Consider the following 26,707-nt stretch of genomic DNA (forward strand, 5'->3'; position numbering starts at 1 on the left):
AGCTCTAGATTGCGGGTGCTCTGTGCTCCTGGTGCGCAAAACGATCTTTCAGCTTCAGGATGGGGTGTTCGAGAACGCGGTAGCTGAGCCATGCAATGGCCCATGAGCCAAAGAAAGCCAGCGTGATGGTTACGGCAAACGCATGCGGACGAAAGAATCGATTCGCCATATAGGCAAACAGGTCATGCAGAAGATCGTGATAGACGTAAAAGCCATAGCTGATGACGCCGAAGCTGCGCAGGCCTTTTAGGCTCAGCAGACGGCTGAACCAGCTACTGGGCTGGATCGCTTCGAGGATGAGCCCGGCCGCGAAGAGATCGATCAGCGTGAAGCCATACACTCCGATCCAGTTCGTCGCCGAGCCATGAAAGGGCAGCTTGAGAACATCCACGGCGAGGATGTAGGCCAGAACGAACAGCACTGCGGACGATGCGAGCAGAGCTCTCCGCCAGCGATGAAGCCACTCTTTCTCCGGTCCACGCAGACAGAGAGCCACAAGACCGCCGATCAGGAGAGCGTCCACACGTGTCGGCATGCAGCGGTAAAGCAGCTCCATGCCCAGCATCTGTGGCGTGAAGAACAGAGTGAGGCCCCATCGGAAGATAGGCGCCGCGAGGATGACACCGGCGCAGACTTTGATGAGGATCTCGCGTCTGCGTAGCGTATAGACCACCAGCGGCCATAGCAGATAGAACTGTTCTTCCACGCACAGCGACCAGAAATGCCCGATGTAGAGGTGCATGGGGCTCTGGAACCAGTGACTGACGAGGGGGCCGCATGTGAGCCGGTCGAAGCGATAGGGATCTCCCGGCACATGCAGAAACAGAAATCGTGCGTAGTTGCCGAAGTAGGCCGGCCACAAGGCCCAGCGCCAGTTCCACTCCCACTGTGCGAGGGGTGCGACGATCAGAACAGCCAGCCAGATGGCGTAGTACAGCGGAAAGATGCGCAGAGTCCGGCGCATGTAGAAGTCACGGTAGCGGTGCGGTTGATGCTGGCTGTCATAGAGAATGCCGGTGATGAGAAAGCCGGAGAGCACGAAGAAGATATCGACGCCGGTCCATCCCCATCCGAAGAGAAAGGCCTGTCCCGCCGCGTAGTGCTGCAGAAAGACCATCATCACGGCGACGGCACGCAGGCCGTCGAGACCTCGATAATAAGATCTTTCGTTTTTGTTGACGATCCCGGGCGAGGTCACTCGTCAAGATTTAGCACAATTGCGGCTCGATTCGCACAGAGCGGCAAGGCTGCGATACTGGATATCGATGGTTGAACCCTGCCCTATCTGCGACGGCTCCGGCCTGCGCCTCATCGAACGCCCTGGCGGCATCCGCGTCGCGCAGGAGTGCGTTTGCCGGGCGGCTCGCCGCACCGAGCGGGCAACCGAGCAGGCACGGATACCGCAGCGCTACGCGCATTGCTCGCTCGACGAGTACGTCACCAACTTCGCCGGGGCCAGCCGCTCGCTGGGCTCCGCCCATGTGATGGCGCGCAAGTTCGTGCAGGGCTACCCGTTCGACACCAACGGAAATGGACTGTTGCTTACCGGCTCCATCGGCGTCGGCAAGACGCACCTTGCGGTGGGAATGCTGCAGGCGCTGATCTCCGAGCGCGGCGCCAAGGGTCTGTTCTACGACTATCGCGACCTGCTCAAGCAGGTGCAGAACAGCTACAACCGCAGCGTGAACGAGACGGAGCTCGAAGTCCTCGCCCCGGTGTTTGAGGCCGAAGTGCTGGTGCTCGACGAGCTCGGCGCGTCGAAGCCGACCGACTGGGTGTGGGATACCGTCGCGCACATCCTGAACACCCGCTACAACGACCGCCGCACGACCATCATCACGACCAACTATGCCAACCTTCCGCCCTTTGGCGGCGAGATCTCAGGTGCGCGCGCCGCGGTGCGCGAAGAGACCCTGGGCGACCGTATCGGCGAGCGCATGCGTTCGCGCCTGCAGGAGATGTGCGTCGTCGTCGAGATGACCGGCGAGGACTTTCGCCAGAAGGTCAAACGCGCCAGCTTCGCCTGAGCGTTTTTAACTCGTAACTCGCTACTCATCTCTCGAATCTCGTAAGAAACCCCTGGCCAGTCTTGCCCCCAGTTCCGAGTTGCGAGCCCCGAGAGTCGAGTTTGCAATCACACGCACGCTGGCGGTATAGAATCGGCAATCATGCAGGCACCTGACCCGAAGCCAACGCCGCCATCTTCCGGAATGTTCAACGAGCCGCCCCGCGAGCGCAGCTTTCCCACGACGGCTGTGGCCATCGCCTCGGTCGCGGTGGTGATCCTGGTGCTTGTGCTGGTGATGCTGGGCCACCGTCATGGTGGCGCGTCTGCTTCCAACGCGGCCTATGGCCCCAATCTCGCGATCAGCAACATTCAGATGAGCGAATCGACGAGTATCTCCGGCGGCAAGTCCACCTACATCGACGGCCACATCGCCAACCACGGTCCGTCGACGGTCACAGGCGTTACCGTGCAGGTACTGTTCGCCAATGACACAGGGATGCCGCCGCAGACCGAGACCGTCCCCCTGAGCCTGATCCGCACCCGCGAACCCTACATCGACACCGAGCCGGTCAGCGCCGCCCCGCTGGCTCCCGGCGCGGAGGCCGACTTCCGGCTGATCTTTGAAGGCATCAACGACAACTGGAACCAGCAGAAGCCCGCGATCCACGCCACGCAGGTCAGTACGCGATAGCTACCGCACGGCCGCGTGCACCGCCAGCAGCGTCTCCAGCACCCCTTTGAGCTTGTTCAGGTGCAGCGCATTCGCGCCGTCGCTCTTGGCCTCGGCGGGGTTGTCGTGGACTTCCAGGAACACGCCATCGATCCCAGCCGCCACCGCCGCACGGGCGAGTACGGGGATGAACTCCGGCTGGCCGCCCGAGACGCCCTTACCGCCGCTCGGCGTCTGCACCGAGTGCGTCCCGTCGAAGACCACCGGCGCGAACTCACGCATGACCGGCAGCCCGCGCATGTCGACGACCAGGTTGTTATAGCCAAAGCTGGCACCGCGTTCCGTCAGCGAGACGCGCTGATTGCCGCTCTCGCGAATCTTCTCGACCGCATGGCGCATGTCCCACGGCGCAACGAACTGGCCCTTCTTCACGTTGATCGCGCGGCCGGTGTTGGCGGCGGCGATCAGCAGGTCGGTCTGGCGGCACAGGAACGCCGGAATCTGCAACATCGCTTCGACCGGCCCCAGGGCGTCGCTCGCCGCCACGCACTGCTCGGGCGAGTGGATGTCCGTCAGCACCGGCAGCTTGTTGCTCTCCGCGATCGCGCGCAGGATGCGGCAGCCCTCGGCCAGCCCGGGGCCGCGAAAGCTGTGGATCGAGGTGCGATTGGCCTTGTCGTAGCTGGCCTTGAAGATGTAGGGCACGCCGAGATCGGAGGCGATGCGCTGGATGGCATCGGCCAACCCGCGTGCATGGCTCTCGGACTCAAGGACACAGGGTCCGGCGATAAGAAACAGCTCGCCGCTGCCCGCGGTCACGCTGCCGATATTGAATTTTTCTGGATGGCTCACAGGTTAAGTGTATTCGGTAAATGGACATGTAATGGACGTGGAATAGGGCCGCGGAAAAAGGCCTTATTAAAAGTCGTGGACTTGCGAACAGTGCCGTGGTTCAATTCGCACGTAGTCAAATCAACGCAGAAGAGGAGATTGTATGGGACACGGAATTCTCTGGTGGATTTTGATCGGCCTGATCGCTGGTTTCCTGACCGGCAAGATCATGAAGGGTGAAGGCTACGGCGTCATCGGCGACATCGTGATCGGTATTCTCGGCGCGATTCTGGGTGGTTGGCTCATGAGCTTCTTCCACGTCGGTGGTGGCGGAATCATCTACAGCATCATCGTCGCAACGCTGGGTGCGATCGTCCTGACCTGGCTGTATCGACTGGTTACGAATAAGGGATAAAAGCCTGCAAATAAAACAACAAGAGCCCGGGCATGCCGGGCTCTCGTTGTTTGTGCGTTATCTGGTAACGGACTCTTAGGCGTCTGGCGAATAGGGGACAACCACTTTCATCCCATATCTTGTTCACCCCTCCCACAGAATCGTCATCCTGAGCGAAGCGCCTCGCGCTTTTTGCGAGGTGCGCAGTCGAAGGACCCCGAGAGACTTTGTTTCGCCCTTACTGCCAGAACCTTTTCCAGCACGAAAGTTCAGGCTCAAGCGCTCGAGGTAGAAAAGCTCCAAAGGGCATAGGCAAGAGGTCAACCCTCGAGGTCCTTCGACTCCGCGTCCCCAAAGGCTGGGACGCTCCGCTCAGGATGACGCCTCTGTGGGGAAGGGACGTAAACAAAGGGGTGTCGATACTAGGGTGTTGCGGGCGCGCTCGCCGGAGCCGCCGCGTCCTGTGTCGCGAACGAGCTGGCCGTCGCTCCCGGCCCGAGCGTCAGATCGGCTGTCCCCATGCGGCCCGAGGCCTCCACGCGAACCACCAGGCGAGCCCGCACCGCCTTGGGAACGGCGTCGAATTTAACCTCGAAATCCAGAGGAATCTCGATGCGTCCCGTAGCAGGAGCAGAAGCAGGAGCCTTGAACTCCATCCTTCTCCCGTCGGCCTTCAACTCCTTGCCCTTGCGATCGAAGGTGGTTGACATCACGATGAGGCGGGTATAGCGCGGCTTGGACCCGTCGGTAAAGTACCACGGCACCCCGCGCGGTTCCACATGGAACTTGAACGTATTGCTGTCGGTGGGAGAGGTGGTCACAGTAAAGGAGACCGCGTCATAGGCCATATTGCTGGACCCGGCATTCGCCAGCTCCGAGGCCAGCCGTTTCCCCATCTTCCCCTCGTTGTTCGGCCGCGCGGGCGCCCGGTTGGGGTAGTAACCCTCACGCGTCGCGAACGTCAGACCGGGGCGATCGAGCGTGACCTTGATCTTGCGGAACCTGTTATGTTCCTCCTCGCTGTTGTCGGTGGGAACGTAGGTGAGGGTATAGAGGCTGGAGCCGTCACGGACAGACGTGCCGATCTCGGCATCGACATCGTTGCGGCCATAGAGGTTGCGCCCGCCGGTGGCGCGGGCGAGCGCCTGGAAGTCGGGGTCGCCGCCGAAGGGTGCGAAGAGCGCCGCCGCTCTGCCATACTCGCCGGGGTTGACCTGGAGCCCCGCCGGGTCGATGGTGTAGAGCGTAACGCGGGCATCGCGGAGCTCGTTGACCGTCTGTTCAACCGAGCTGTGAACCGAAAGCTGCGTGTCGGCCGAGACGAGCGAGTAGTCGAACGTGGGGAAGCCGCGGCCGATCCAGATCATGTTCTTGTGGCCGAAATGTCCGATGCTGGCCTCGGCTATGCGCCGCAGGGAGTACAGGGCCGTGTTGTAGCGCTCCGCTACCCAGGCAAACTGATGCACCTGCCAGGGGTAGGCGACGAAGTGGTGATCGAGCGCGTTGAGAATCTCCTCTTTGTTCTGCGTGTAGTCGCGCAGCACGGTGAAGTGTTGGAGGTCTACGGCGATCAACATGGTCGGCGTGTCGAGCTTGTCCGGCTGCTTCTCGAGCCACTTCTTCAGGGAGTAGCGAGCGAAGGCCATGTCTTCGAAGCGCGTATTGAACTCATCGAGCAGGACAATATTCACCGGCGCACGGGGCGCCAGGCGATCGAGGTCAGCCGTGGAGTTGATCGTGACATCGGGCGTCGGCGTGTACTGGCCGGGGACTTCGAAGTTGCGAATCTGCTGGGGTGCGCCGTCTTCGGTGATGTGAAACTCCTCACGCTTGAGATCGGTGACAGCCTTGCCCTGTTTATCGACGACAACCCCATCCAGAACCACAAGCCGCACGTTGCGCCGGATGGTGTTCGTCGCAGTGGAAGGAGCCTGCTGCTGCTCGACCTGAGTCGGAGCCTGCGCCGGAGCTGCGGCAGGAGCTGGGGCAGCAGGCTGTTGTGCGCCAGCGGCCAGACCAAGGCTGAGAGCGAGGACAAGCGATAGAGAGAGGGGCAGAGAAGCGGAGGCAGCGGCGGATACAGAAGCAGATAGAGAGCGCATCGAGGGAAGCTCCAGACGACGCCTACCAAGATACACAAGTCGTTATTCAATGGGTTTACAGTTCAGTCCTTCGGCCTTCTTGTTTTTCGGAGTAGCAGCGGCCTTTAGGCCGCGGAAACAAGGCGAACCAGAAAGGGCTTTAGCCCTGGGCCTTTTGCGCATGAGTGGGCGGCCACAACTCCCTCGCCACTCCATTCATGACGATGATGCCGTCATGAATGGGGCACCCAAATAGTTCAGGATACGTGTCGGCCACCCGCCCGAAAAAGGCAAGGCCGAGGACATACGCAAAACAGACAGAAGCCGCACTGAACCCAGCCCCGAAGGGGCGACCTCATACCAGCCCAGGGCGTACACGGGGTCCCCGGCGAACGTTCTTTGTTCGCTGGGGTGTAAAAGCCCTGGGTCACGGACCCCCATAAATGCAGAGCCCTGAAGGGGCGACCCATCCTTAAATACCCCGCCTAAAGAGACATGGAGAAACCCACGCCTCGTTAAGGGCATGGGTTCACCCATGCCAAAAAGCCACCTCAACCTACGGCTTCAGCCGCTGAGGGAACGCGCTTCAGCGCGCCACATTCCGGGACTCGGCGTCCACGACCGCGAAACGACAACCCTCATCCTCTGCACAACGCTGGCCGATACGCTGGCGGGCGATCCTTGAAACCAAAACGAGGCACCCACCCGCCTTCTATTTGGAGCGCATCTCGGAGGTATGACGCAGAACCGCAGAACCCGGAGGCGCGATGGCTTTCCAGAATCCTTTCTCTCCAGCGGCCTCTTCTTCTCGCACGCCAAGATTCAGGAGCTCGTTGAAGCTGAGCATAGGACTATCGAAGCTGTCGGGCTGGCACCTCTCATTCTTCAGTAACTTCGCTCCATCGAAGACGGCGAGGCCCGCAATGTCGAAATTGTTTCCGGTCGAGGTATAGGTGAGATAGCTGTAACGCCCGTTCAGGAAACGAAGATACCTGTCATCCTCGCTGAGTTTGCTGCTCCGCTTGTTGGTCCATTCACTGACCCGGATCACAGTGCGGAAATCCGTGGGAGCCTTTGGGGTCGAAAGCTTGATCGCGTCCTTGGCGCCGTACCGGTAGACGATCGACTTGTATCCGTTCTGCGCTGCGTCGACCTCAGCGCACGCGGATACGATCTTCCTGCTCGCCAGCGTGCAGGTGAACAGGACGTCCTCCTGCTCTGTGCACAGGCTGGCCTTTTGCGCGAAGGCGCAACGTGGAGAAGCGATCACGAGTGCCGTGAGTACGGTGCGGAGGACAAGCTGTTTCATTGACATTCCGTTGCGTCCTTCTAGTGTCCTGTCTCTAAAGTTTGCAGCATCCTTCAAAGCTGGTTCGAAATAGAAGCTGCTGGAAAGGGTAGCCCTCTTGTCCCGCAAGAGTACGAGATTGATGGAATGAACGTTAGAGATACCACACGAGCGAGTGCCAGCCAGTGCAGCCACGCATTGCGAGGCATCTTCTGCGACGCGCTGCTGCCGGGTGCCCCATTCATGCGCGTTCTTTGCGCATGAGTGGGCGGCCACAACTCCCTCGTTATCCCCCTTCATGACGAGGATGCCGTCATGAAGGTAGCACCCAAAGGATTCAGGATACGTGTGGGCCACCCGCCTTCAGCCGCGGAGGGAACGCCGAGAGCATACGCAAAACTGAAGACCTACGCGAAACAGGCAAGGCTGAGGACTTACGCAAAACAGATAGAAGCCGCACCGAACCCAGCCCCAAAGGGGCGACATGTCCCAGCCCAGGGCGAACACGGGGTCCCCGGCGAACGTCCTTTGTTCGCTGGGGTGTAAAAACCCTGGGTTACGGACCCCATAAATGCAGGCCCTGAAGGGGCGACCTATAGATTGCGCCACAGACAGATCGCGCTTTCACCGCTCTTCATTCCGTCGGTTCATAACTGAAAAGTCCTGCTAAAAGCCACGCCTCGTTAAGGTCATGGGTTCACCCATGCCATTAAAGCCCACCTCAACCCACGGCTTCAGCCGCTGAGGGAACGCGCTTCAGCGCGCTACATTCCCGGACTCCGCATCCACGATCTCGAAACGCCCACCCTCATCCCTGCACAGCGCCGGCCAGTACACTGACAGCCGATCCTTGAAACCAAAGCTATCGTTGGTCGAATGTCTTTCGCCCTTACCGCCGCCTGTTCTCCGCCGTTATTGCTTGTCTTTGCCGTTGCTTATTTTTCGCCGTCATCCTGAGCCAAAGGCGAAGGACCCCCGCATTGGTGCCACCACAGATGTAAAGCGGGACAAGCAAACGCCAGCGCTTTACGTCTCTGCCACCACGAATGCGGGGGTCCTTCAGCTACGCTTCAGGATGACGACGAAAACAAGTGGCGACAAAAGTCGAATAGAGAGCAGCCCTGCTAAAACGAGCACTCTCTAAGCCCCAAAGGGGCGACATATCCCAGCCCAGGGTGAAACCCTGGGTTACGGACGCTCCATAAAGGCAGAGCCCTGAAGGGGCGACCCATCGGTACCACCCCGACCTTCAGTCCGGACACAAAGGCTAAACCTCAGAACGGGCTTCAGCTTTTGGGACAAGCCTTCCGGCTGTCGCTTCACTAGAATCACGTAGTGGCCGAACTCTTCAATCCGCGCAACATGATTTCGCCGCCATTTAGGAATTGTCCTGCGTGCGGCAAGAAAGAGTTTGGCGTCCACCTGATCAGTGCGGATCGGTATATGCGGCGGTGTCGGGATTGCTGGCACAACCAGTACTTCTCGTTGCCAAAGTTACGAAAAAAGATCATCTACCTTGACCAGTTTGTCATTAGCAATTTGATGAAACTCGATAATCCGGGATTTCAGCGGAATGATCGTCTGACCAAAGAGACCTTCTGGACGGAGTTGAGAGACCTACTCTTTCAGTTACGGGGAATGCAGTTGATCTGTTGCCCGAACTCTAGGTCCCATGAAACGGAGTCGAGAATCTCGTTGTTCAATGACGAGCTTAAGAAAACTTATGAGGCGCTGTCCGGGGGCATCAGGTTCAACTCATTTAACGACATAAGCAATAACCAAATTAGGGAATTGGCTTTGGCTTGGTCTGAGAATCGTGAGCCTCAGTTCGGTTTCGATCCGAGGCGTGTACTAACGAAAGACCCTAATGCGTGGGAGGCGCGATTTTACTTCGCGTTTGATAACAACCCATTTGTTATTCCGGCTGAATTACGGCAAGTTCGCGATGAGATTGAATCTCATATTTCACATTTGTTTAGGGATGTATGGGCTAAAGAAAAGCGGACCTTCAAATATTGGTATGACTTGGAGCGCCAGAAATACCAGGGGCACTTAAGGGGGTCCATAATCAAAAGCCAGCGAGACCGAATACAGGCAATATTGGCATTCCGGCCTGACGTAGAGATGTCGCTGGAAGTCATGGAGAAAATGATATTTTCGCCCGTTGAGGTGCTTCATGAGGGGGTGAAACGCATCATGAGGTTTCCACGCGATGGCGGAGAACGATCACCCGAAGAGCGTGACAGGCTGGAAAAGACCTTCGGAGACGCAAACCGCATTTCGGAAGCGCCGTTCGTGAAGCTGCAGGCGCTCATGTATGCGTCGCTTGCAATGCGGGCCGCCGGTGGTCAAAAGGAACTGCCGAACGAGGGAACCAATACGGACATTGAGACGATTGGGCACCTATTGCCTTATTGTGATGCGATGTTTATGGATAATGGCTGTCGGTCGCTATTGCTTAATGTGCCGATGGATCTAAGGCCAGCAGATACAGCGAAAGTGTTTTCGCCCAATGTAAAGGACGATTTTTTGGCATATCTTAGGTCAATCCGCGATGATGTGACGGCTGAGCACGTTGCTGCATTGCGCGAGGTTTACGGTGATGCACCTACCGCAACAATTGAATGATTGAGCTATTACCCGGTATCGATTCTAAGAACGCGCTTAATGTTATTTGCCCACGAGCCGTTGAAGGAAGAAGGCGGGTGGCCCAGGTCTGAGCAGGAACAAATGGGTGCCCCACGTCTCGCTTTTTGAGATGTGGGCTGTAGGACAGGCCAAAGGATTTTGTTCTATAGCAACCTATGAATCAAACGGTTGCACCTAGGGATCCTGCCAAGACGAGCGCCCACGTCTCAGAAGCGAGACGTGGGCACCCACTTCTATGGAACAACTTGAGATTTGGGCTACCCGCCTACTGTGAGTCGATTTGTGGGGTTGGTTCAACCAGCTCTGTCCATGTTGTCAGATCGTGCTGCTCCATCACCGAAACTAATCCCGTGGTGCGGATACAAGGATTCAACGACAAATTGATGGTAGGATCATTTCGTTCGATAACGGAGACAACAGTGTCGAGATTATCGCCAGCCAAAGATGGATCTCCTCTTACGATTGCCAGCCAAGTTGTCCCCTTTTCTTATTGGCCTACTGTAAAGCAGACACGAAGAGCCAAACTGCAACAACGTATATTCACATCAGATCCGTGGGCTCTTATAGCCGAAGGCATCGCGGACTCCTGTCCAAAGAGATCTCGAGAAGCGGCGCTCGCTTTCCGCGCCCAGGCCGAGGATTTCTATGATGCCGCGATCTCGATGGGAAATCGAAATCTTGGCGCAAAGCCACTTCTCCTCTATTACTCTTTTCTAAATCTAAGTAAAGCCTATCTTCTGACTCGTGGTCACACCGCACCTGAAGACCGTCCTGGACATGGTATTTCCGAAAGAGCGAGAATCCGCCAGGTTGAAGGTGCAAGACTGACGGTTCATCCATCTCAATCCAGGAAACCACAACTCTTTTCACAGTTTCAGGAAGCGCTTACTGGTACAGCGGTCCCTTCAACACGTTATTACCGTCTTGGAAGTCTTATGCCCCAAATATTATTTGGTCATCGGGTTTGGTGTTCAGCTGCAAATGAGCCGGAAAGATTCTTGCCGATAAAGGAGGTGCAATATATCGATAGTCGCACTGATCATGAAGCATGGATACGTCTTCATATTGACAAACAAGAACTCGCCAAACTTCACCTCTCTCAAGAAGATGCTTTGAAGTTTTCTAGGCTCGGAAGGCATTGGAGGTTTGTACATCCATCCGAATCTGACGTTTCCAATCCCTTATACATCGAGCAAGTTGGAGGCACGGCCTACAGTCATCGCCCTAGCGAAGCCTTATCTGAACTCACTTCAAACGTCCGTCCTTACCTCTGGTGTTCAGTTTTGCTGCATCCGCCTTATCGAAAATATTATCTTTATCTATCTCCCAAGAATGAAACCAATTCAGTCCTGCCGCAGCTACTCTCTATGTACCTCATCATGTTCTTGTTGGGTTCAATTACCCGATATCAGCCGCACCAATTTGATCGTTTACTTGAGACGCGATATGGTGCCCATCTAATCGGAGCAGTAACCGAAATTCCGACTCAATATCTCTACCTTATGGCCTCAGAATTGCTGGAGCGAGAGGTCACGCGAGCATCTCTTGCATAAGAGGCCCTTTTGCTCGTCGTTGAGCTATAAGTCTTTAACCTGCTCAAGGAATAATTTGGTGATTTCGTTTTTTTTTAAAATCTTGAAGAGAAGATCCTGGCGACGAGAAAGGTGTAAAAAACGAGCGCGCTCCCTATCGCAAAGGTTGCGACCCTTTGCTCAATTCGTTTGTGGCGGATCACGCCATGATTTCGAATTATTGCCATCTCGACACTTTCTAGCAAAGCCTCCACTAGCACCTCGTATCCAGATTGGTTAGCGCGGAGTGACTTGAATTCCAACGCATGGAAGCCGTGAGATGGATTACCTCGAAGAGCCAGAAGTCCCGCAAGGCTGCCGATGAAAACTAGGATTAGCGATAGGTAGAAGAGAGTATGAATCCAACCAGGTTCGGGGCTGACTGCTTTTCCATGTTCGGATGCCACCAGTAGCAAAAATCCCAACAGTTCAACTACGGATACCAGCGAAAAACCGAGAACTACTGAAGACTTCTGGTCCAATAGTTCTATGACACTATTTTGGCTTTCTAGCTTCCGGTTAGCTGCCTCCAAAAGAAGGTTGTGTACGTCCGAGTGTGCTTGTAGAGCACCCATAGCAATTCCTCCGAGGACCCCAGTCTACCCCAAAGATTTTATCGATGTTGCGGTAGTGTGCGATTTTCTCAATGTTGTGAGTGAGTATCGGTTCTCGCTTGGTGTTATACGATTTCCTCGGTAGTGCCTTGAATGTCACTAAGCAAGAGTTCACGGACTCGTGCTTTTACACTTTCTGGTAATTCTTCGAATTTCCCAAGTTTTTGCAGGTTCGCCTCAAAAGTCCTAGTTGATCGAAGCGAAAAACATAGAACGACCTCACGTCCGACTATCACGGCTAATTTGCAGTTGCTTTCAAACTCGGTGTCATCAAGTAGACTGCCAGTTTTTAGCCATCTGGTCGCATGCACAAGATTACGCATATCCTGCATTACTTTTAACATCTCAGGTCCAGGCGCTCGCCGAAAAGCCTCAACTTTTTGTGCAACCTGAGCCGCATTCCAATTTGGGTAGACGGTCTCTGCTAGCTTCGGGAAATCTTGAATTACTGCCTCCAGCAGTTCTGGGTTTACAACATCATTAGGAATCCACCCAAGCTCGTTTGATATTTTGATCAATTTGTCGAGGCTGAGGTCTGCAATGGTTTCCCGAAAGGTCTTCGAAGGCTTTTTCAATCCCCGATAGATTGAGGTGGTCATAACTGCTTGTTCTTCCTGAATGCAAGTCAATGTCAAAAAGGCCTCATTCGCTGCAGCGGTGAGTAGGCAACTCGCGAAGAAAGCCTTCTGGTCGAAGCATCGATCTGCTTCTAAGCCAAAATAAAGAGAAAGTTTATATGCCTTCATCAAATCTGAACCCATTGCTAGTTTCAATGCTGGAGTGACTGAATTTTGTGTCGGCTCGATTCTTAGCACTCGCGCAATTTCATCGATTGCTTGCGTGCTGGCGGTTCTTATTAGGGCTTCTTTGTCCATCGATGTCCCCTTGCAAGAGTTGAGTACATACATATTGTGAGGCGAATCCGTTGTGAGATATAGATGTCCTCGTGAAAATAAAACACGAGCCCGGATTATCGCCCAAGCTCGTGCTCGTTTGGGTTCGTCGCCAAAGCTCAATCCTTATAAGGATCAAACTCATTCGCCCCCGCCATCGCCACGCCAACCGGCGTAAGCGTGTGTAGCACGCGAATCGTAGAACCATGCGCTGCAAGCACCTCCGGCAGGCGCTTGTAGCAGTGCGGCGACTCGTCCAGCCCGCCACCCTTGAGTACGACGTTCGACCTCTGCATCCAGTCGTTCATCATCTCCGGCTTCACCAGCCCCTCGCGCTTGCAGACACCGGTCTTGCGGTCGAAGACCCCGGCGGCCTGCTTGCGCCCCATCACACGGCCTGCGCCGTGAACGGTCGAGCACAACGAAGCAGCCTGCGCAGCAGCCGTCGCCTGTCCCTCCGCCGTGCTGAGGTCGGGCGACGTGCCCTCGAGGATCACCGACTGCTCGCCCATCGTTCCGCCGACGAAGCCGCGCTGGCCAGGGAAGGCCGGCGTCGCGCCCTTGCGGCAGACCCAGAGCTGCCTGCCGTCGTGCTCCTCCAGCCACGCGAAGTTGTGGTGGTTGTGCACCTCCTCCTCGATGGTTGCGCCCAGCAGCTTCGCCACACGCGAGCACACCCAGTCGCGCCCGGCATAGGCGTACGCGCCGCCAAGCTGCATCGCGGCGATGTACTGCGCGCCGAGATCGCTCGTAACGTCGAGGAAGACGGGATCGACCATCATCCCGTCCTTCGCCCCCGCTGCCTTCAGGAACCACGTCGCAATGCCGTGGCCCAGGCCACGCGAGCCGAAGTGTACCCCAACCCAGACGCGGTCCTGCTCGTCGGTGAAGAGATCGACGTAGTGGTTGCCGGACCCGATGGTGCCGAGCTGAGCCTCCGCCTTGCGCTTGATCGGCGCGGCCGCTTCCGTGGCCCAGCCGGGGTGCGCATCGCGCTCGAAGAGCGGGTGCTCGACGCGCTCGGCGTTCTTCCGTCCGACGCCGAAGCTCAGCGTGCTCCAGATCTCTTCCATGACGCGGTGGATGTTCGCGCGAAGCTCCGTGCCGGGCATGTCGAGGCGCACGGCCTTGTTGCCGCACGCGATATCGAAGCCGACAGCGGTAGGCGAGATGCGCGACTCGGTCGCGATGACTCCGCCGATCGGCACGCCGTAGCCGAGATGACCGTCGGCCATCAGGGCGAAACGGTCGGCGGTGCGGGCGCAGAGACGCGCCTGTTCGAGGGTGTTCGCTTCGTGCTCTCCGAAGACGGGGATGTTGTCGATGATCTGCATTGCAGTGTGTTCCTTTCTGGCGGTATCCCCCTTGGTGCTGGCACGGATGTTTTTGCGATGATGGCCCTGCCCTATAGATTTGTCATCTCGACCGAAGCATGACGGCTTTATGTCATGCGCAGTGGAGAGACCCCTGTATTTCGAGGGTGTATCGATCACCCATGCTGCTCACACTGGGCAATATCGCCAGCGCGAGCAAAATACAGGGGTCTCTCCACTACAGCCGCAAAAGCGCGGCTTCCGGTCGAGATGACAAAGTGTGGTTAGGCGCACACCGTGAAATCCGTTCCAGCAAAAAAAGGGACGTGCCGGGGTTGTTTTGCTCCTCGCACGCGAATCGTTTGAGGCACAAAAAGAAAGAGCCCGGGCTGTCGCCCGGGCTCGGTAGTACGCGGTGAAGGAGAGGCTTATGCCGCTACTTCCTCCTGCGTGGAAACCTTTGCCGAAGCAACTGTGTAGTTCGGCTCGCCGATCTTGAAGCGAGCGAAGCGGCGAACGCTGATGTTTTCGCCGAGTTTGGCGACCTTCTGGGCAATGAGCTGTCCGATCGTCAAGGAGGCTTCCTTGATGAACGGCTGCTCCAGCAGGCAGACTTCCTCGTAGAACTTCGACATCTTGCCTTCGACGATCTTCTCGACGACCGGTGCGGGCTTGCCCGTAGCAGCGGCCTGCGAACGGAAGATGTCCTTCTCGCGAGCCAGGTCGGCCTCGGTGACTTCATCCTTACCTACGAAGCGGGGATCGACAGCGGCGATATGCATCGCGATGTCCTTCAGCAGCTCCTGGAAGTCGTCGGTGCGTGCAACGAAGTCACTCTCGCAGTTGATCTCGAGCAGCACGCCGATCTTGCCGCCGGCATGGATGTAGGTGCCTACTGCGCCCTCGTTCGTGGAGCGCGAAGCCTTCTTCGCAGCCGAGGCCATGCCACGCTTGCGGAGGACGACGAACGCCTCTTCCATGTCGCCCTTGGCTTCCTGCAGGGCCTTGAGGCAGTCACCCATGGGGGCGCCGGACTTTTCGCGGAGTTCCTTAACGAGCTTGGCGTCGATCTTCGGAGTTTCAGACATTGCAGTAATTTCCTTCTCGCCCGCACAGGGAGGGCGCGTGAAAAAGGGGTGCAGGCTTGGAAGCCAGCACCCCCATATATTAGGGGGCTTTGATTACGAATAGGCTAATGCCCATCCCGTCAAAGCCGAACCCCTTCCGGGTGCCTAGGCAGTAGCTTCAGCAGGGATGGATTCGGGCTCGGTCTCTGCGGCTGGGGCCTTGCGGATGCCCCCGCCCAGAACGGCGTTAAGGTCGATGGTCTCGGAATCGTCCTCGACATCCTCAACGGATGCCTCGGCCGCACCGGCGGACTCCTGGATCTCGCCGAAGATCTCTTCGCCGTCCTCACCGATAAAGTGAGACTCGGTCGCGATCGGCTGGATGTCGGCGTACTCCTGCGACAGGGCCTTCTCGGAGATCATCTGCGTGCCCTCGTAGGCCGAGTCCGCAATCTTCGTGGTGAAGAGGCGGATGGCGCGGAGTGCGTCATCGTTGCCGGGGATCACGTAGTCGACCACGGTCGGATCGCAGTTGGTGTCGACGACAGCAACGACGGGGATACCGAGCTTGCGGGCCTCTGCAACGGCGATGGCTTCGTTGTTCGAATCGATAACGAAGATCGCGTCGGGCAGGCGCTTCATGGACTTGATACCGGAGAGGTTGGTCGACAGGCTCTTGCGCTCGCGCTCCAGCTTGATGACTTCCTTCTTGGTCAGCAGCTCATAACGGCCGTCCGTGGACATGTCGTCGAGCTCCTGGAGACGCTTGACCGACTTCTGGACGGTGACCCAGTTGGTCAGAAGACCACCGAGCCAGCGGCTGTTGATGTAGGGCATGCCGGCGCGGGTAGCTTCTTCTGCTACGGCGTCCTGTGCCTGGCGCTTGGTGCCGACGAACAGAACCAGCTTGCCGGTCGCGGTCAGATCGGTGACGAACTTCGACGCGTCCTTGAACATCTTCAAGGTCTTCTGCAGGTCGATGATATAGATGCCGTTGCGCTCGCCGAAGATATATTCCTTCATCTTCGGGTTCCAACGCTTGGTCTGGTGGCCGAAGTGGACACCGGCTTCGAGCAGTTCCTTCATTGTGATGCTGGCCATAGAGGCTCCTTATGCGTGCATCGCTTGCGCTGCGACGTGAAGCGATTGAGATCCCCGAGGGGAGATTTGATTCCTGCCACCAGCACGATGCCGGTAGGTGAAGCTAGGGATTAGGGACCAGGGATCAGGGATTAGGAAGTACACAACTTGCGTCGTGCTAATCCCTAATCCCTGTGCCCTAATCCCTAAGCAAGAGCTAGCGCTTGCTGAACTGGAAGCGAGCGCGAGCGCCCTTTTGGCCGTACTTCTTACGTTCCTTGCCGCGAGCGTCACGGGTAACCATGCCGCCGGACTTGAGCGCCTTGCGGAGCTCAATGTTGAACTCCATCAGCGCGCGGGCGATGCCGAGCTTGACTGCGTCGGCCTGGCCGTTGACGCCGCCGCCCTTGACCGTGGTCAGGACGTCGAAGGTCTCGTTGATGTCGGCGATGCCGAGGGGAAGCTTCGCGGCGGCGCGCTGCGCCGGGGTCACGAAGTACTCCTCAAACTGCTTGCCGTTGACGGTGAAGTTGCCCGAACCGGGGCGCAGGAAGACGCGCGCGATGGCGCTCTTGCGTCGGCCGGTTCCGTAATACTGAATCAGGTCTGCCATATGAATCCTCTTGAGGGGCTAGGGCTTAGGGCCCAGGGCTCAGAAATCTTTGAGAAGCTTAGGGCCCAGGGCATAGGGCCCAGGGTCCAGAAATTTTGTTCGCTGGGCCCTGAAACCTGGGCCCTGAAACCTAGTACTTCGCCGACGAGTTCGAGCCGACGAGTTCAAGCGCCACAGGCTGCTGAGCGTAGTGCGGATGATCGGCGCCCTTGTAAACCTTGAGCTTGGTGGCCATCTGGCGGCCCAGCTTGCTCTTCGGCAGCATGCCCTTGATGGCTTCTTCCAGAATCTTTTCAGGACGGCGGGCGAGCAGCTTCACGAAGCTCTCTTCGCGCAGGCCACCGGGGAAGCCCGTGTAGCGGCGGTACAGCTTCTGGCCGGCCTTCATGCCCGTCAGGTGAATCTTCTCGGCGTTGATCACGATGACGTGATCGCCCATGTCGATGTAGGGCGTATACAGAGGGTTGCGCTTGCCGGCCAGGACGGAGGCGGCTTCGGAAGCGAGGCGGCCCAGGGTCTTGCCATTGGCGTCGAGGACGAACCACTTGCGGACGATATCTTTGCCGCTGGGGATCGTGGTGGTGTTATTCAGATTCACGGTTTACTCCTTGGTTCTGCCGTCTTCGTCCTTCGTGGCCCGGCTTGTAGCTCGAAGACTTTGTGGACTCTTTACAGCGTTAGGCGGCAAAACGAGCGCAGGCACGATTGCCCGCACACGAGGAAGCCGGCGTTGCGATGGAGCGCACAGAGCCTTTGCTAGGAATCTAGCGGCAGGGCTGGGGAGTGGGTGCTTCGATGGCTGACAGGCTTTATGTGGATAAAAGCTTGCCTTGCCCCGGTGGACTCACCTCGGTGTCTCGCTCTACCCTCTCGTTGCCGCCCAAAACCCGGGCACACGGAGGTGCAGGCGCGAAACTGCGCGAGATTCCAGCCTAGCCAAAGGGCTCACCAATGTCAATGTTTTCTTTGCCCACTGGGACGGATAGGCGATAATCGCCCAGAGTTGAGTCTCTGGTTGATTATCCACCCTTTTCCTCCCATTTACGCACTTTTGGGGCACCTAAAAGGTAAACGACGTCCCAAAGCTAATGAGGCGGTTCGCCGCCGTACTGGCCGTCGTATTGCCCTGGAACGGGTTGTTGAGCGAGATCGACTGGCCGAAGAACGGGGAGCCCAGTACGCCGACCGGAACCCCGGGGTTGACGTGGTTCAGCACGTTGTCCGCTTCGAAGTTGAAGGTCAGGTCATAGCGTGGATCGGGCTTGGGGGCCGGAGTCTTCGGGGCAGGCGTGCCGGGTGCAAGCGGTTCCGGGGCCGGTCGCGGACCGAACTTCACATGTTTCGACAGACCCAGCTCCCAGTACACAAAGCTCGGCGAGTTGCCGTAGTTGATCGGGATGATGGTCTGCGTGGGCAGGGGAGACGTATCGAAGTTGCCGAAACGAGTCCTGACGACGGAGGGGCGGGTAAGATCGGTCGCAAAGGCGGGCCGGTCGTTGAACTGCGTATCGCCGTTCAGGTCGGTTCCGGTGGTGATGTTGAACGGAACGCCGCCCTGCCAGGAGAAGAACGTATAGCTGCTGATGCCGAGGGGTAGATCCAGCGAGGCAAAGCTGAAGAGACGATGCCGCGAGGTGGCGGTGCGTCCGAAGTCAACGCTGGGATCGTATTGGTTGGAGGCGAAGCTGGTGGCGCCGGAGGCATCGGACTTTTTGGCCGGTATGACGTAAGCCGCGAAGAGGTTAATGCGCTTGGTGGCCTGATAGTGGCCGTTGATAAAGAAGACATTGCTCTTCGTTATGCCGGTAGAGGCAAATTGGTAGACGTTCTGCTGGGTACCGAGCGGGCGAACGCCGCTGGTGGGGTCGCCATAAATATAGGTACCCGGCAGAGGCGCGTTGATGTTGCGTGTGAGCCACTGGCGATCGCCTCGGTTATAGAGATAGTTCGCGCTGATATTACCCTTTTTGCCGAGGGCGCGCTCAGCGGTGAATCCGCTGGTGATGGTGTACTCCGAGCGCAGGTTGGGATCGACCTGGTAGATCGTCGGAGGGCTTGAGATGAGGGACGACAGCGAAGGCTTGGTCAGGGGATAGAGGTCCGAGCTCGGATTATTGAGGGTGTAGGACAGCTGTGCCACACCGTTCTCGCGAATCGTGGTGAGCAGGTTCGTCGCCTTGAACCGGTCATAGAACAGGCCGGTACCGGTGCGCAGCACGACAAACGGCTGCCTCTTGTCGGTCTGGCCAACGGCCCAGGCGAGCCCTATGCGGGGCGCGGGATCTACGTGGTCCGGGATGGCCGATTGGGTCTCGAAGCGGAACCCGAGATCGACCGTAAAGTCCTTGCGCGGCTTCCATTCGTCCTCGGCATAGAGGGAGAGGTCTCCTGTCGAGACGGAGGCGTTGGTTTGCCCGCCGGTGATGGTTAGCTGCGTGGCTCCTCCGCAGATGGGGCTTGTGCTGGTCGTCGTCTGCTGGCAGGTCGCTCGAATGGTCTGATCGCTGGCACCGTTCTGCAAGCCGGCCTCTGTGATCTGGTAGGCCGTGATGTTCGGAAAGATGTACTGGCCGTTGTAGTTGGCCGTGGCAAGGTTTGCCTCGCGGTATAGGCGATAGCGTCCTCCCATGCGGAAGAAGTGCGTCTTGTGTTCGAGGGAGAAGTACTCCTGGAACTCGTAGGCGTCCTGGTTATCGTGCAACTGCTGGGTGGGACTGCCGCCGCCGTTGAAGGCGCCCTGCACGACGATGGTGGGTGAGGTGTCGGTAGGGTTCTGCTGCAGGCGTGTGCGGATGTACTGGAAGTGCATCTCGTTGGTCATCTTGGTGCCGATGACCTGGGTGTTGCTGAGCTGCAGGGTCTGGGTTGTCGTCGAGCTGTTGTAGCCCTCGGACGGCAGGACGAGCTGGCCGATGCCGCTGTTGGTCAGCGAGGCCCGGTTGAACTGGTAGTGTCCGGTGAAGGTGTTGTTGGTGCTCCACTGGCGATCGAGCTTGGCACTGAAGTAGCCGGTCGTCTGCGGGTTGGTGACGGTCTCCGTAATCGCGACAGGCTGCAGGTTCGCATCGAGCGTGGTGGCATTGACGATCGAATTGTTCAGCTGGTCGTTGTAGGAGCCGTCGGTAAAGAAGGAGGTATTTTTGCCGATCGGGCCGCTTACATTGCCATAGAAATGAACCGAGTGATACGGCGGCTGCGGGCCTGTGCCGCTATAAGGATTGCGGGCGTTGAAGACGTCGTCGTTGCCGTAGGTGTTGAGCTCGCCGTGGAACTTATTGCTGCCCGGCTTGGTGAAGATCTCGATGCGGCCGAAGCCCAGCTCGCTGTACTCCGCGGAGAAGGGGTTCTGGTTGATGCGGATCTCGCGGATGGAGTTCTTGGGCGGGAACTGGCCTCCGCTGAAGCCATCGACGTAGACCTGCGGAGGCTGCTGGGGATCGCCGCCGCCGGCGAGCGCAAGGACCTCCTGCTGAAAGGTTCCGTCGTCGGTGGAGAGGGACTTAATGTCGTCAGCCTTGAGCACAGTCGCGCTCTTGTTGTCCGCTCCGGAGGTGCTGGAGGAGTTGTCGGCAGCCACATCCACCTGCTCGGTCTGGGTAGCGATGACCAGCGAGGCAGGCAGGTTGGTGACGGAGCCTTGGCCAATGATCTTTGCGGTGCCGACATAAGGATCGAAGCCGGCGGACACGATGATGACTTCATAGAAACCGGCGGGCAGGCTCAGGTTGAAGCGGCCAGTGCTGTCGGTCGTGATATTGCGCTCGATTCCGTGACCCTCTACATGCACGGTAGCGGCCGCCACCGTGGCTCCGGAGGGATCTACGACGACGCCTGTGAGTACACCATCTTTTGTGGAGCTTGCTGCGGGGCCTTGTGCACGGCAGGTTAGCGAACCCATGAATCCAATCAAACTCAGCAAGAAAACACAGTACGACCGCCAGAGGTTCGGCATCAAAACCACCTAAGAAAAATCACGTGTTGAGGGCCCGTGTCCCCCTTTAGACCGCGAGAAGGTGTGAACGTTATCGCCGCGAGAGAGTATTTTTCGCTTCTGCGAGTCGAGGCTTGTTCAGCCTAAGCCGGGAGGAATGCGTAGCCATTAACAACGAATTGTTACTGGTAATTACCCGAAATACGCGATGATAGTGCCGTGCCTATTTCTCGATTCACTCTTCGGCTTACGTTTGTACTTGTCGTTCTCTTGCCGGCCATGGGCTTTTTAACCAATGTCGCGGTAGCACAAAATTCCGAAAAAGAAGTATCTGCCCGTCTGATCGGCAAGCCGCTTTATCTGCGGGGTTTCTGGGCTGAAGATAAGTTGAAGTTTGATGCTGCCGGCAAGCCGCTGCAAAGTTATTCCCTTGTCTCCTTCACCGAAGCGGGCTTCAATGCGTTCCGGGTAAAGATCCACGGCGACCATATGACGATTGAGGGACAGCGCGTTGGACTCACCTTCGACAAATCGGGGAAATATAAGCGGCAGGGTCTGACCCTGGGGAATGGCGATAACGGCACACCGGAGCTGATTACCCTGGAGGTCGAGGGCAGCGGTACTCGGGACTTCAGCAAGGCATTGGATGCGATCTTTGCCGGATCTCTCGAAGAGCTGGCGCCCACATTGCCGTTCTATTGGCAAACATATGCCAAAGGTCATCTTGTCGGGCAGCCGGCAGCGGGTGTTGCAGAACATCCGGATGCGCAGAACAAGACACCTGGGACGTTAAACGCAGGTGGCAAGGTGACACCACCTAAAATAGTGAATGCCCCCACGCCAGAGTTCAGTGTTGCGGCACGACGGATGAATTATTCCGCCAAGGTAGAGGTTCATTTCTGGATAGAGACAGATGGATCATGCAGTCACGTGAGCATATCCAAACCCGCTGGACTAGGTCTGGATGAGCAAGCCCTTGCCGCAGTTGCGCAGTACAGGTTTATTCCGGCGCAACGGAATGGCAAGCCTATCAGGGTAGACGTCTACGTCGAGGTGAACTTCCAGCGCTCTTGAGGGATGTAGATCATGTTCCAAATCCAACGTAGCGCGCTGATTCTGACATCATCTTTGATGGGAGTTCTACAGCCAGCCTTTGCTCAACAGACGGTGGTGAAGCCGGAGAGCGGACCCGTGCCGATCGTACAGCACGATCCGGTCGTCGATGCGGCTGCTCTCAAGATTGGCCGTGCACTGTTCCTGCGCTGCTTCTGCGCGGACAACAATCTCAGCTTCGATCTTGAGGGAAGACCGCAGGGCACCGCAAAAACTACCGACTGGACGTTGTCCGGCATCAACGTGCAGAAGGTCGTGCGCGAGGGGCCGGGCGCGATTGAGTTGGAAGGTGTGCGGGTTGCTATTCGTTATGCGACAGACCGGCATGAGTTCGACCGGCATCCTCAGAACGAGGAAAAGATGCGTCTCACGCTTGCCGACAAAGGCGATGCCGCGGCTTTTGAACGAGAGTTGCAGGCGGTGTTCTCGACGGGCATCGATCGGCCCCTGCAGCGCTCCATGCCCGAGTACTGGCAGCACTGCTTTGATCCATCGATGGCGTGGCCGCAGGACTCGCTGACTGGGGCGCAGGTTGTTACCTTCGCGGCTGTGCCGTCCGCAGGCAGCTCGCAGGCTGTGGTTACGCATCGTGCGGAGGCTGGTTATACGCTTCCGGCTTCGCACGATCACGTTACCGGAACCGTCCACATGCGCCTGGTGGTCGACACGGAAGGAACAGCGAGGCATATTGCGATCGTTCAGCCGTTGGGCTACGGGCTGGATGCACGTGCAGTTGAGGCTGCGGCGAAGTATCGCTTTACTCCGGCGATGCTCGATGGCAAGCCTGTGGCGTCGAATGTGCTGATGAATCAGGATTTCCTGGTGGTGCAGACACCGCAGTAGGAAGTGGTGTCTCCCTGCGGGAAGGTCAGCGCTGGATGCGATCGAATCTCAGGATGGAGATGGGAGCGGATCGGACCTGGATCGTTCCTACAGGTTGCGTGTGCCAGTCGGCATCGCTCAAATAGGCCTGCCTGAAAGGGCGTTTCAGGGGGAAATCAAGATAAAGGAAGCTGTTGTGTTCGCCGGCGAAGCGAGTGACATCCTCCATGCGCCCGGCCCAGTATCCCTGGTGCTGGATGGTTCCCATCATGCCGAGGGGCATATTGGGACGATGGAGCAGATCAGATTCGAGATTCGACAGAAAGTAGACATGCAGACCCGGCTGGTTGGGATAGAAGTTTAATTGGAAGAAGGCCTCCTCATCCGGAGAGACGAGTGGAAGACCATCGGCCACCTGCGCAAGCGTCTGCGTGTCTATCATCGGCCTCGATGGCTGATGTAAAACCTCCCTCACATGTAAAGCCAGGATCAAAGCTGCAAGCAGCAGGAGACTGCTACGGAGCAAAGCAGGGTGGTTGCGGAACGGTGTCTTTTTTGAAGCGATCCAGAGAACGAGGGTGCTGAAAGTGGCAGTCCCCAGCAGAAAGGGATACATGTAACGCCTGGCGAACATGGGCTGTGCGAGATGGGAGGCCAGGTAAAACGCTACGGGAGAGAGGAAGAAGCAAAGGCTGACTCGCAGCAGGAGCGGCTGTGGAGCATCGGAGAGCAGCCAGCTTGAACGGTGAAGGCTGGCCTTGCGCAGAATCAGCCGGAGGCAAACAAGAAGAACAAGGAACAACAGTCCATCGACTTTGAGATTGGGGGAGAGGTGGTAGTAGATGAGGAGATCCGCCAGTCGCGGCATGTCGAGCGAGGCCTGATTGCCAGCGCCGTAATAAATAGCCGAGCGAAAGAACAAAAGCATCGGCCATGCGCAGACAATCCCCGCAGCGGCAGCCAGAGTGTTTTTTGAACGTTTGCCGGCGAGAATGGCGATGAGAATGGCGCCGCTGTATACCGCTCCCATGAGATGGCTGCCGATGAGCGCAGCGTGGGCGCACAGACAGATCAAGAAGATTTTGAGTGGCCTCATCGGCCGCGAGATCGTGCTGAGCGTCGCATAGGTAGCGACGACTGTCATCAGGATGTAGAAGCCGTAGAAGCGAACTTCGGCGACTCGTATGACAAACTCGTGAGTACACCAGAGCAGCGCTACAGCACAGAATGCTGTGAGAGGCGAGAAGCTGCGCGCGAGGAGCCTCCAGTAAAGGAGGCTCGCCAGCCAGAGAGAGACGGCAGAGAAGAGCCGAATGGTAAGGACGTGGGGCCCCGTGAGCTTCATCAGGAGCCAGCCCACGATGTAGTAGAGAATGCCTCCGCTATCGGCACCGTGGTTCCAACCGGAGATCACGTGGAAAAGCGATGGATCGGAGAGAAGGTTCCAGGCAAAGAACTCGTCAAGCCACATGATGTTGTGCGATGAAAGATAACAGCCCAACAGAATGAAATAGATCAGCGAGAAGACGCCTGTGAACAACATGACTCGCGGCAGAGGGAAAGACGTTTGCTGGGGGGAGCGTGTCATAGGGCTTTCCTGACTGCGGAAATAGGGTGCGTCATCCTGTCATGTCCATGGAGCAGCGGAGAGCAAACCGTAGGGTTGAAAGATGGGTTGGATGTTGTATCGTTTTGCTTCCGTATTCTATCGCGGGTTCAGCAGATTCTCTCTTCTGCAACTTTTCGGAGAGGCGTTTTCCGATCAATGTTTCAGTTGATTGGTACTGGGTTGCTGTCCCATCTTCGTGATGAGTGGTTTCGGGGTGTGGCGCTTGTGCGCTCGCGTTGTTGTTGTCTGTTCTGCAGGGTCAAGGCGGTAGAGGATCAGCAGGTTGCGGTCGGGGTCGTCCATCGACGGAAACGCCGCGACGCGTTCGATGCGGTAGAGCGGAGTGAGCGCATCCATCTTGTCGTCGTCGAGTTCGTTCCACGCGGCGTACCAGCCTGGGCGATACTGCTTCACGCGCTGATCGAGATCGAGCGTTCCGAAGTCGTCGTCGATAGAGGGAAGACCGGTCATCAACGTCAGGTCGGAACCGGAGATCGACAGCACGAGATGAGAATGGGTTTTGTCCGCGAGGACGATGTCCTTGATGCCGTTGACCGCAGCCTCGAAGGTGTACTCCGGATGCCGGATGAAGTGAAGCTGCAGAAGGGCATCGGGAATCACGATGCTCAGAACGGCCAGCGCTGCGAGCAGAGAGGCGACCAGCTTTGCGCGAGGCGTGTGGTTCTGGCGGAAGCAGTCGATGCCCAGCGCTACCAGCACCGTAATCGGCGCGGCGATGACGAGGTAGTACCGCGGTTGCAGATTGTTGTGATACACGAGGAAGGCGAAGTATCCGCCGACCCAGAGCAGCAGCGAGGGCACCAGAGGATTGCGGAAGAGCCTCGGACGCCAGAAGAGAGCCAGCGCCAGCACGACGAAGAACAGGGGATAGATCACATGGCCCATCCACCCGCCGTCAGTGATGGTGTTCAGGATGACGGTGGGGAACGGTTCAAGTTCGATGCCGGTGTACGCGTTAGCGGAGAAGAGATACTTGTAGTCCGCCAGATAGTGCGGGCGCACGATCAGCAGGATGTAAGCGAGCCAGAGGCCTATCGCCATCAGCGCGGGGAGAATGGCGAAGTGAAGCGCGGTGCGGAGGCGATATCCGGCTCGTGCCCAGATCATGTAGGCGATGGCTGGAACAAGAAAGACGGCGGTGGTCTTGGTGAGGACCATCGCAGGGAGTAAGAGTCCGAGCGCAAGGGCGGGAAGCAACGCCTTGATCGGCCCTCGCCGGAAGCTGAAGGGCTGCATATGCGAAGCCGCCAACAGCGCAAGGGCGGTGAGCGCGATCAGCAGCGGCTCCAGGATGGCCATTCGCTCAAAGACGTAGAAATAAGGGCTGGCGCAGAGAAACAGGATTGCGATGGGAGCGGCCAGAGCAGGACCGGAGCTGTGTGTCTTGGCCCTGGTATGGCGGCTGATGAGCCGGTAAAACGTGAACAGTGTAAGCGCGAAGACGCAAAGCGTAAGCGACCGCGCGGCGCCGACGGAGACTCCCGTGAAACGAAAGACGATCCATTCGATAGCCGGCCATACCGGCAGTGCGACCGCGGGATTGAAGTCGCCTTCCCAGTACCAGTGGCCGGTCAGGTAGTGCCGAATGGCTGCGTCGCCGTACCAGCCTTCGTCGGTGTACTTTGCCCAGTCCATCCAGGGAGAGTTGTTGGGGAAGTCGGCGTTGAGGTGCAGAAAGTGCAGAGCGAAGAAGACTGCGGAGACGCCCAGGAGAGCGTAGACGATGAGCTGCGCGGGGGCACGGCGCGCCGGGGTCAGCTCCGAGACGGGTGCAGCGGCCGGGTTGGTGGGTTCAGAGGACAGCATTCGATGAAAAGTGAGATGTCGTAAATACGTTTAAAGAAGCGCGGAGGTTCGTGCGCCTGGAGCGAAAGCAGTTTCCCTGTAGATGTAGAGCGTATCAAAAGCCTGGACACCGTTTTTCCGAAGAAAAACGGCAGCATGCTTCATCCAATTCTCAGCAACCACACTCTACGCCAACACCACCCGCAATTTCCTCGCCGCCATCCACTTCGCCGGTTCTCATAGGGCTAATTTGATGACACACCCTGGAGGTGTTGGGGTATTTCCTGAGCGTGCTGATGGCTTTCGTGAGCCACCTGCCCAACCGAGGAGCGGTTCGGGTAACCGCGCTCCTCG

At 57.6% G+C, this 26,707-nt stretch carries 22 protein-coding genes; 8 read left to right on the forward strand and 14 right to left on the reverse strand.

Annotated elements, in window-relative coordinates; all coding sequences use genetic code 11:
• Positions 1 to 4: 4 nt before the first annotated feature.
• Positions 5 to 1,198: an acyltransferase gene (locus HDF15_RS07775; RefSeq protein WP_184254322.1), complete on the reverse strand. Its 1,194-nt coding sequence runs from the start codon at positions 1,196 to 1,198 to the stop codon at positions 5 to 7.
• A 67-nt stretch (positions 1,199 to 1,265) separates the two neighbouring features.
• On the opposite strand from HDF15_RS07775, the gene HDF15_RS07780 reads away from it, so the two are divergent.
• Together HDF15_RS07780 and HDF15_RS07785 are read left to right on the forward strand one after the other, a co-directional pair.
• Positions 1,266 to 2,027: an ATP-binding protein gene (locus tag HDF15_RS07780; protein WP_184254324.1), complete on the forward strand. Its 762-nt coding sequence runs from the start codon at positions 1,266 to 1,268 to the stop codon at positions 2,025 to 2,027.
• A 141-nt stretch (positions 2,028 to 2,168) separates the two neighbouring features.
• Entirely contained in the window at positions 2,169 to 2,699 is a 531-nt protein-coding gene (locus tag HDF15_RS07785) for a DUF2393 family protein (protein ID WP_184254326.1), read from the forward strand.
• Here HDF15_RS07785 and kdsA read toward each other — a convergent pair whose 3' ends face one another.
• Positions 2,700 to 3,530, reverse strand: a complete 831-nt coding sequence (kdsA, locus tag HDF15_RS07790) for a 3-deoxy-8-phosphooctulonate synthase (protein ID WP_184254328.1) — start codon at positions 3,528 to 3,530, stop codon at positions 2,700 to 2,702.
• A 142-nt stretch (positions 3,531 to 3,672) separates the two neighbouring features.
• On the opposite strand from kdsA, the gene HDF15_RS07795 reads away from it, so the two are divergent.
• The gene (locus tag HDF15_RS07795) at positions 3,673 to 3,924 is read left to right on the forward strand and encodes a GlsB/YeaQ/YmgE family stress response membrane protein (protein ID WP_184254330.1); all 252 of its coding nucleotides are present in this window, start codon (positions 3,673 to 3,675) and stop codon (positions 3,922 to 3,924) included.
• Positions 3,925 to 4,325: 401 nt separating this feature from the next.
• On the opposite strand, the gene HDF15_RS07800 is transcribed toward HDF15_RS07795, so the two are convergent.
• Positions 4,326 to 6,005: a VWA domain-containing protein gene (locus HDF15_RS07800; protein ID WP_184254332.1), complete on the reverse strand. Its 1,680-nt coding sequence runs from the start codon at positions 6,003 to 6,005 to the stop codon at positions 4,326 to 4,328.
• Positions 6,006 to 6,519: 514 nt separating this feature from the next.
• Here HDF15_RS07800 and HDF15_RS07805 point away from each other — a divergent pair.
• Complete coding sequence (locus HDF15_RS07805; protein WP_184254334.1) at positions 6,520 to 6,669, forward strand: hypothetical protein; 150 nt, start codon at positions 6,520 to 6,522, stop codon at positions 6,667 to 6,669.
• Between the two features lie 27 nt (positions 6,670 to 6,696).
• Here the strand turns inward: HDF15_RS07805 and HDF15_RS07810 are convergent, their stop codons facing one another.
• On the reverse strand, positions 6,697 to 7,293 hold the full coding sequence (locus HDF15_RS07810) for a hypothetical protein (RefSeq protein WP_184254336.1): 597 nt from the start codon (positions 7,291 to 7,293) through the stop codon (positions 6,697 to 6,699).
• A gap of 1,314 nt (positions 7,294 to 8,607) precedes the next feature.
• Here HDF15_RS07810 and HDF15_RS07815 point away from each other — a divergent pair.
• Positions 8,608 to 9,900, forward strand: a complete 1,293-nt coding sequence (locus HDF15_RS07815; protein WP_184254338.1) for a hypothetical protein — start codon at positions 8,608 to 8,610, stop codon at positions 9,898 to 9,900.
• 440 nt (positions 9,901 to 10,340) lie between these two features.
• Entirely contained in the window at positions 10,341 to 11,474 is a 1,134-nt protein-coding gene (locus HDF15_RS07820; RefSeq protein WP_184254340.1) for a YaaC family protein, read from the forward strand.
• Positions 11,475 to 11,548: 74 nt separating this feature from the next.
• Here the strand turns inward: HDF15_RS07820 and HDF15_RS07825 are convergent, their stop codons facing one another.
• From HDF15_RS07825 to HDF15_RS07860, 8 genes are all read right to left on the reverse strand, one after another.
• Positions 11,549 to 12,067 (reverse strand): hypothetical protein, encoded by a 519-nt coding sequence (locus HDF15_RS07825; RefSeq protein ID WP_184254342.1) that lies wholly within the window; start codon positions 12,065 to 12,067, stop codon positions 11,549 to 11,551.
• 104 nt (positions 12,068 to 12,171) lie between these two features.
• Positions 12,172 to 12,981 carry a hypothetical protein gene (locus HDF15_RS07830; protein ID WP_184254344.1) on the reverse strand — a complete coding sequence of 270 codons (810 nt, stop codon included), beginning with the start codon at positions 12,979 to 12,981 and terminating at the stop codon, positions 12,172 to 12,174.
• Positions 12,982 to 13,118: 137 nt separating this feature from the next.
• Positions 13,119 to 14,333: an RtcB family protein gene (locus HDF15_RS07835; protein ID WP_184254346.1), complete on the reverse strand. Its 1,215-nt coding sequence runs from the start codon at positions 14,331 to 14,333 to the stop codon at positions 13,119 to 13,121.
• 407 nt (positions 14,334 to 14,740) lie between these two features.
• Positions 14,741 to 15,400 (reverse strand): translation elongation factor Ts, encoded by a 660-nt coding sequence (locus HDF15_RS07840; RefSeq protein WP_014267736.1) that lies wholly within the window; start codon positions 15,398 to 15,400, stop codon positions 14,741 to 14,743.
• Between the two features lie 144 nt (positions 15,401 to 15,544).
• Complete coding sequence (gene rpsB, locus HDF15_RS07845; RefSeq protein WP_184254348.1) at positions 15,545 to 16,480, reverse strand: 30S ribosomal protein S2; 936 nt, start codon at positions 16,478 to 16,480, stop codon at positions 15,545 to 15,547.
• A gap of 196 nt (positions 16,481 to 16,676) precedes the next feature.
• Complete coding sequence (rpsI, locus tag HDF15_RS07850; RefSeq protein WP_014267734.1) at positions 16,677 to 17,072, reverse strand: 30S ribosomal protein S9; 396 nt, start codon at positions 17,070 to 17,072, stop codon at positions 16,677 to 16,679.
• Between the two features lie 130 nt (positions 17,073 to 17,202).
• Positions 17,203 to 17,670, reverse strand: coding sequence for a 50S ribosomal protein L13 (gene rplM, locus HDF15_RS07855; RefSeq protein ID WP_014267733.1), 468 nt, complete (start codon positions 17,668 to 17,670; stop codon positions 17,203 to 17,205).
• A gap of 462 nt (positions 17,671 to 18,132) precedes the next feature.
• Positions 18,133 to 20,970 carry a TonB-dependent receptor gene (locus tag HDF15_RS07860; protein ID WP_260330911.1) on the reverse strand — a complete coding sequence of 946 codons (2,838 nt, stop codon included), beginning with the start codon at positions 20,968 to 20,970 and terminating at the stop codon, positions 18,133 to 18,135.
• A 312-nt stretch (positions 20,971 to 21,282) separates the two neighbouring features.
• Between HDF15_RS07860 and HDF15_RS07865 the strand changes: the two genes are divergently transcribed.
• Both HDF15_RS07865 and HDF15_RS07870 read left to right on the forward strand, forming a co-directional pair.
• Positions 21,283 to 22,077 carry an energy transducer TonB gene (locus tag HDF15_RS07865; protein WP_260330929.1) on the forward strand — a complete coding sequence of 265 codons (795 nt, stop codon included), beginning with the start codon at positions 21,283 to 21,285 and terminating at the stop codon, positions 22,075 to 22,077.
• Between the two features lie 12 nt (positions 22,078 to 22,089).
• Positions 22,090 to 22,959 (forward strand): energy transducer TonB, encoded by an 870-nt coding sequence (locus HDF15_RS07870; RefSeq protein WP_184254354.1) that lies wholly within the window; start codon positions 22,090 to 22,092, stop codon positions 22,957 to 22,959.
• 25 nt (positions 22,960 to 22,984) lie between these two features.
• On the opposite strand, the gene HDF15_RS07875 is transcribed toward HDF15_RS07870, so the two are convergent.
• Together HDF15_RS07875 and HDF15_RS07880 are read right to left on the reverse strand one after the other, a co-directional pair.
• Positions 22,985 to 24,526: a glycosyltransferase family 39 protein gene (locus HDF15_RS07875; protein WP_184254356.1), complete on the reverse strand. Its 1,542-nt coding sequence runs from the start codon at positions 24,524 to 24,526 to the stop codon at positions 22,985 to 22,987.
• 174 nt (positions 24,527 to 24,700) lie between these two features.
• A complete protein-coding gene (locus HDF15_RS07880; RefSeq protein WP_260330912.1) occupies positions 24,701 to 26,374 on the reverse strand; it encodes a hypothetical protein in 1,674 nt (557 codons plus the stop codon).
• Positions 26,375 to 26,707: the final 333 nt, after the last annotated feature.

This window comes from Granulicella mallensis (assembly GCF_014203225.1).
GTDB classification, from domain to species: Bacteria; Acidobacteriota; Terriglobia; order Terriglobales; family Acidobacteriaceae; genus Granulicella; species Granulicella mallensis_A.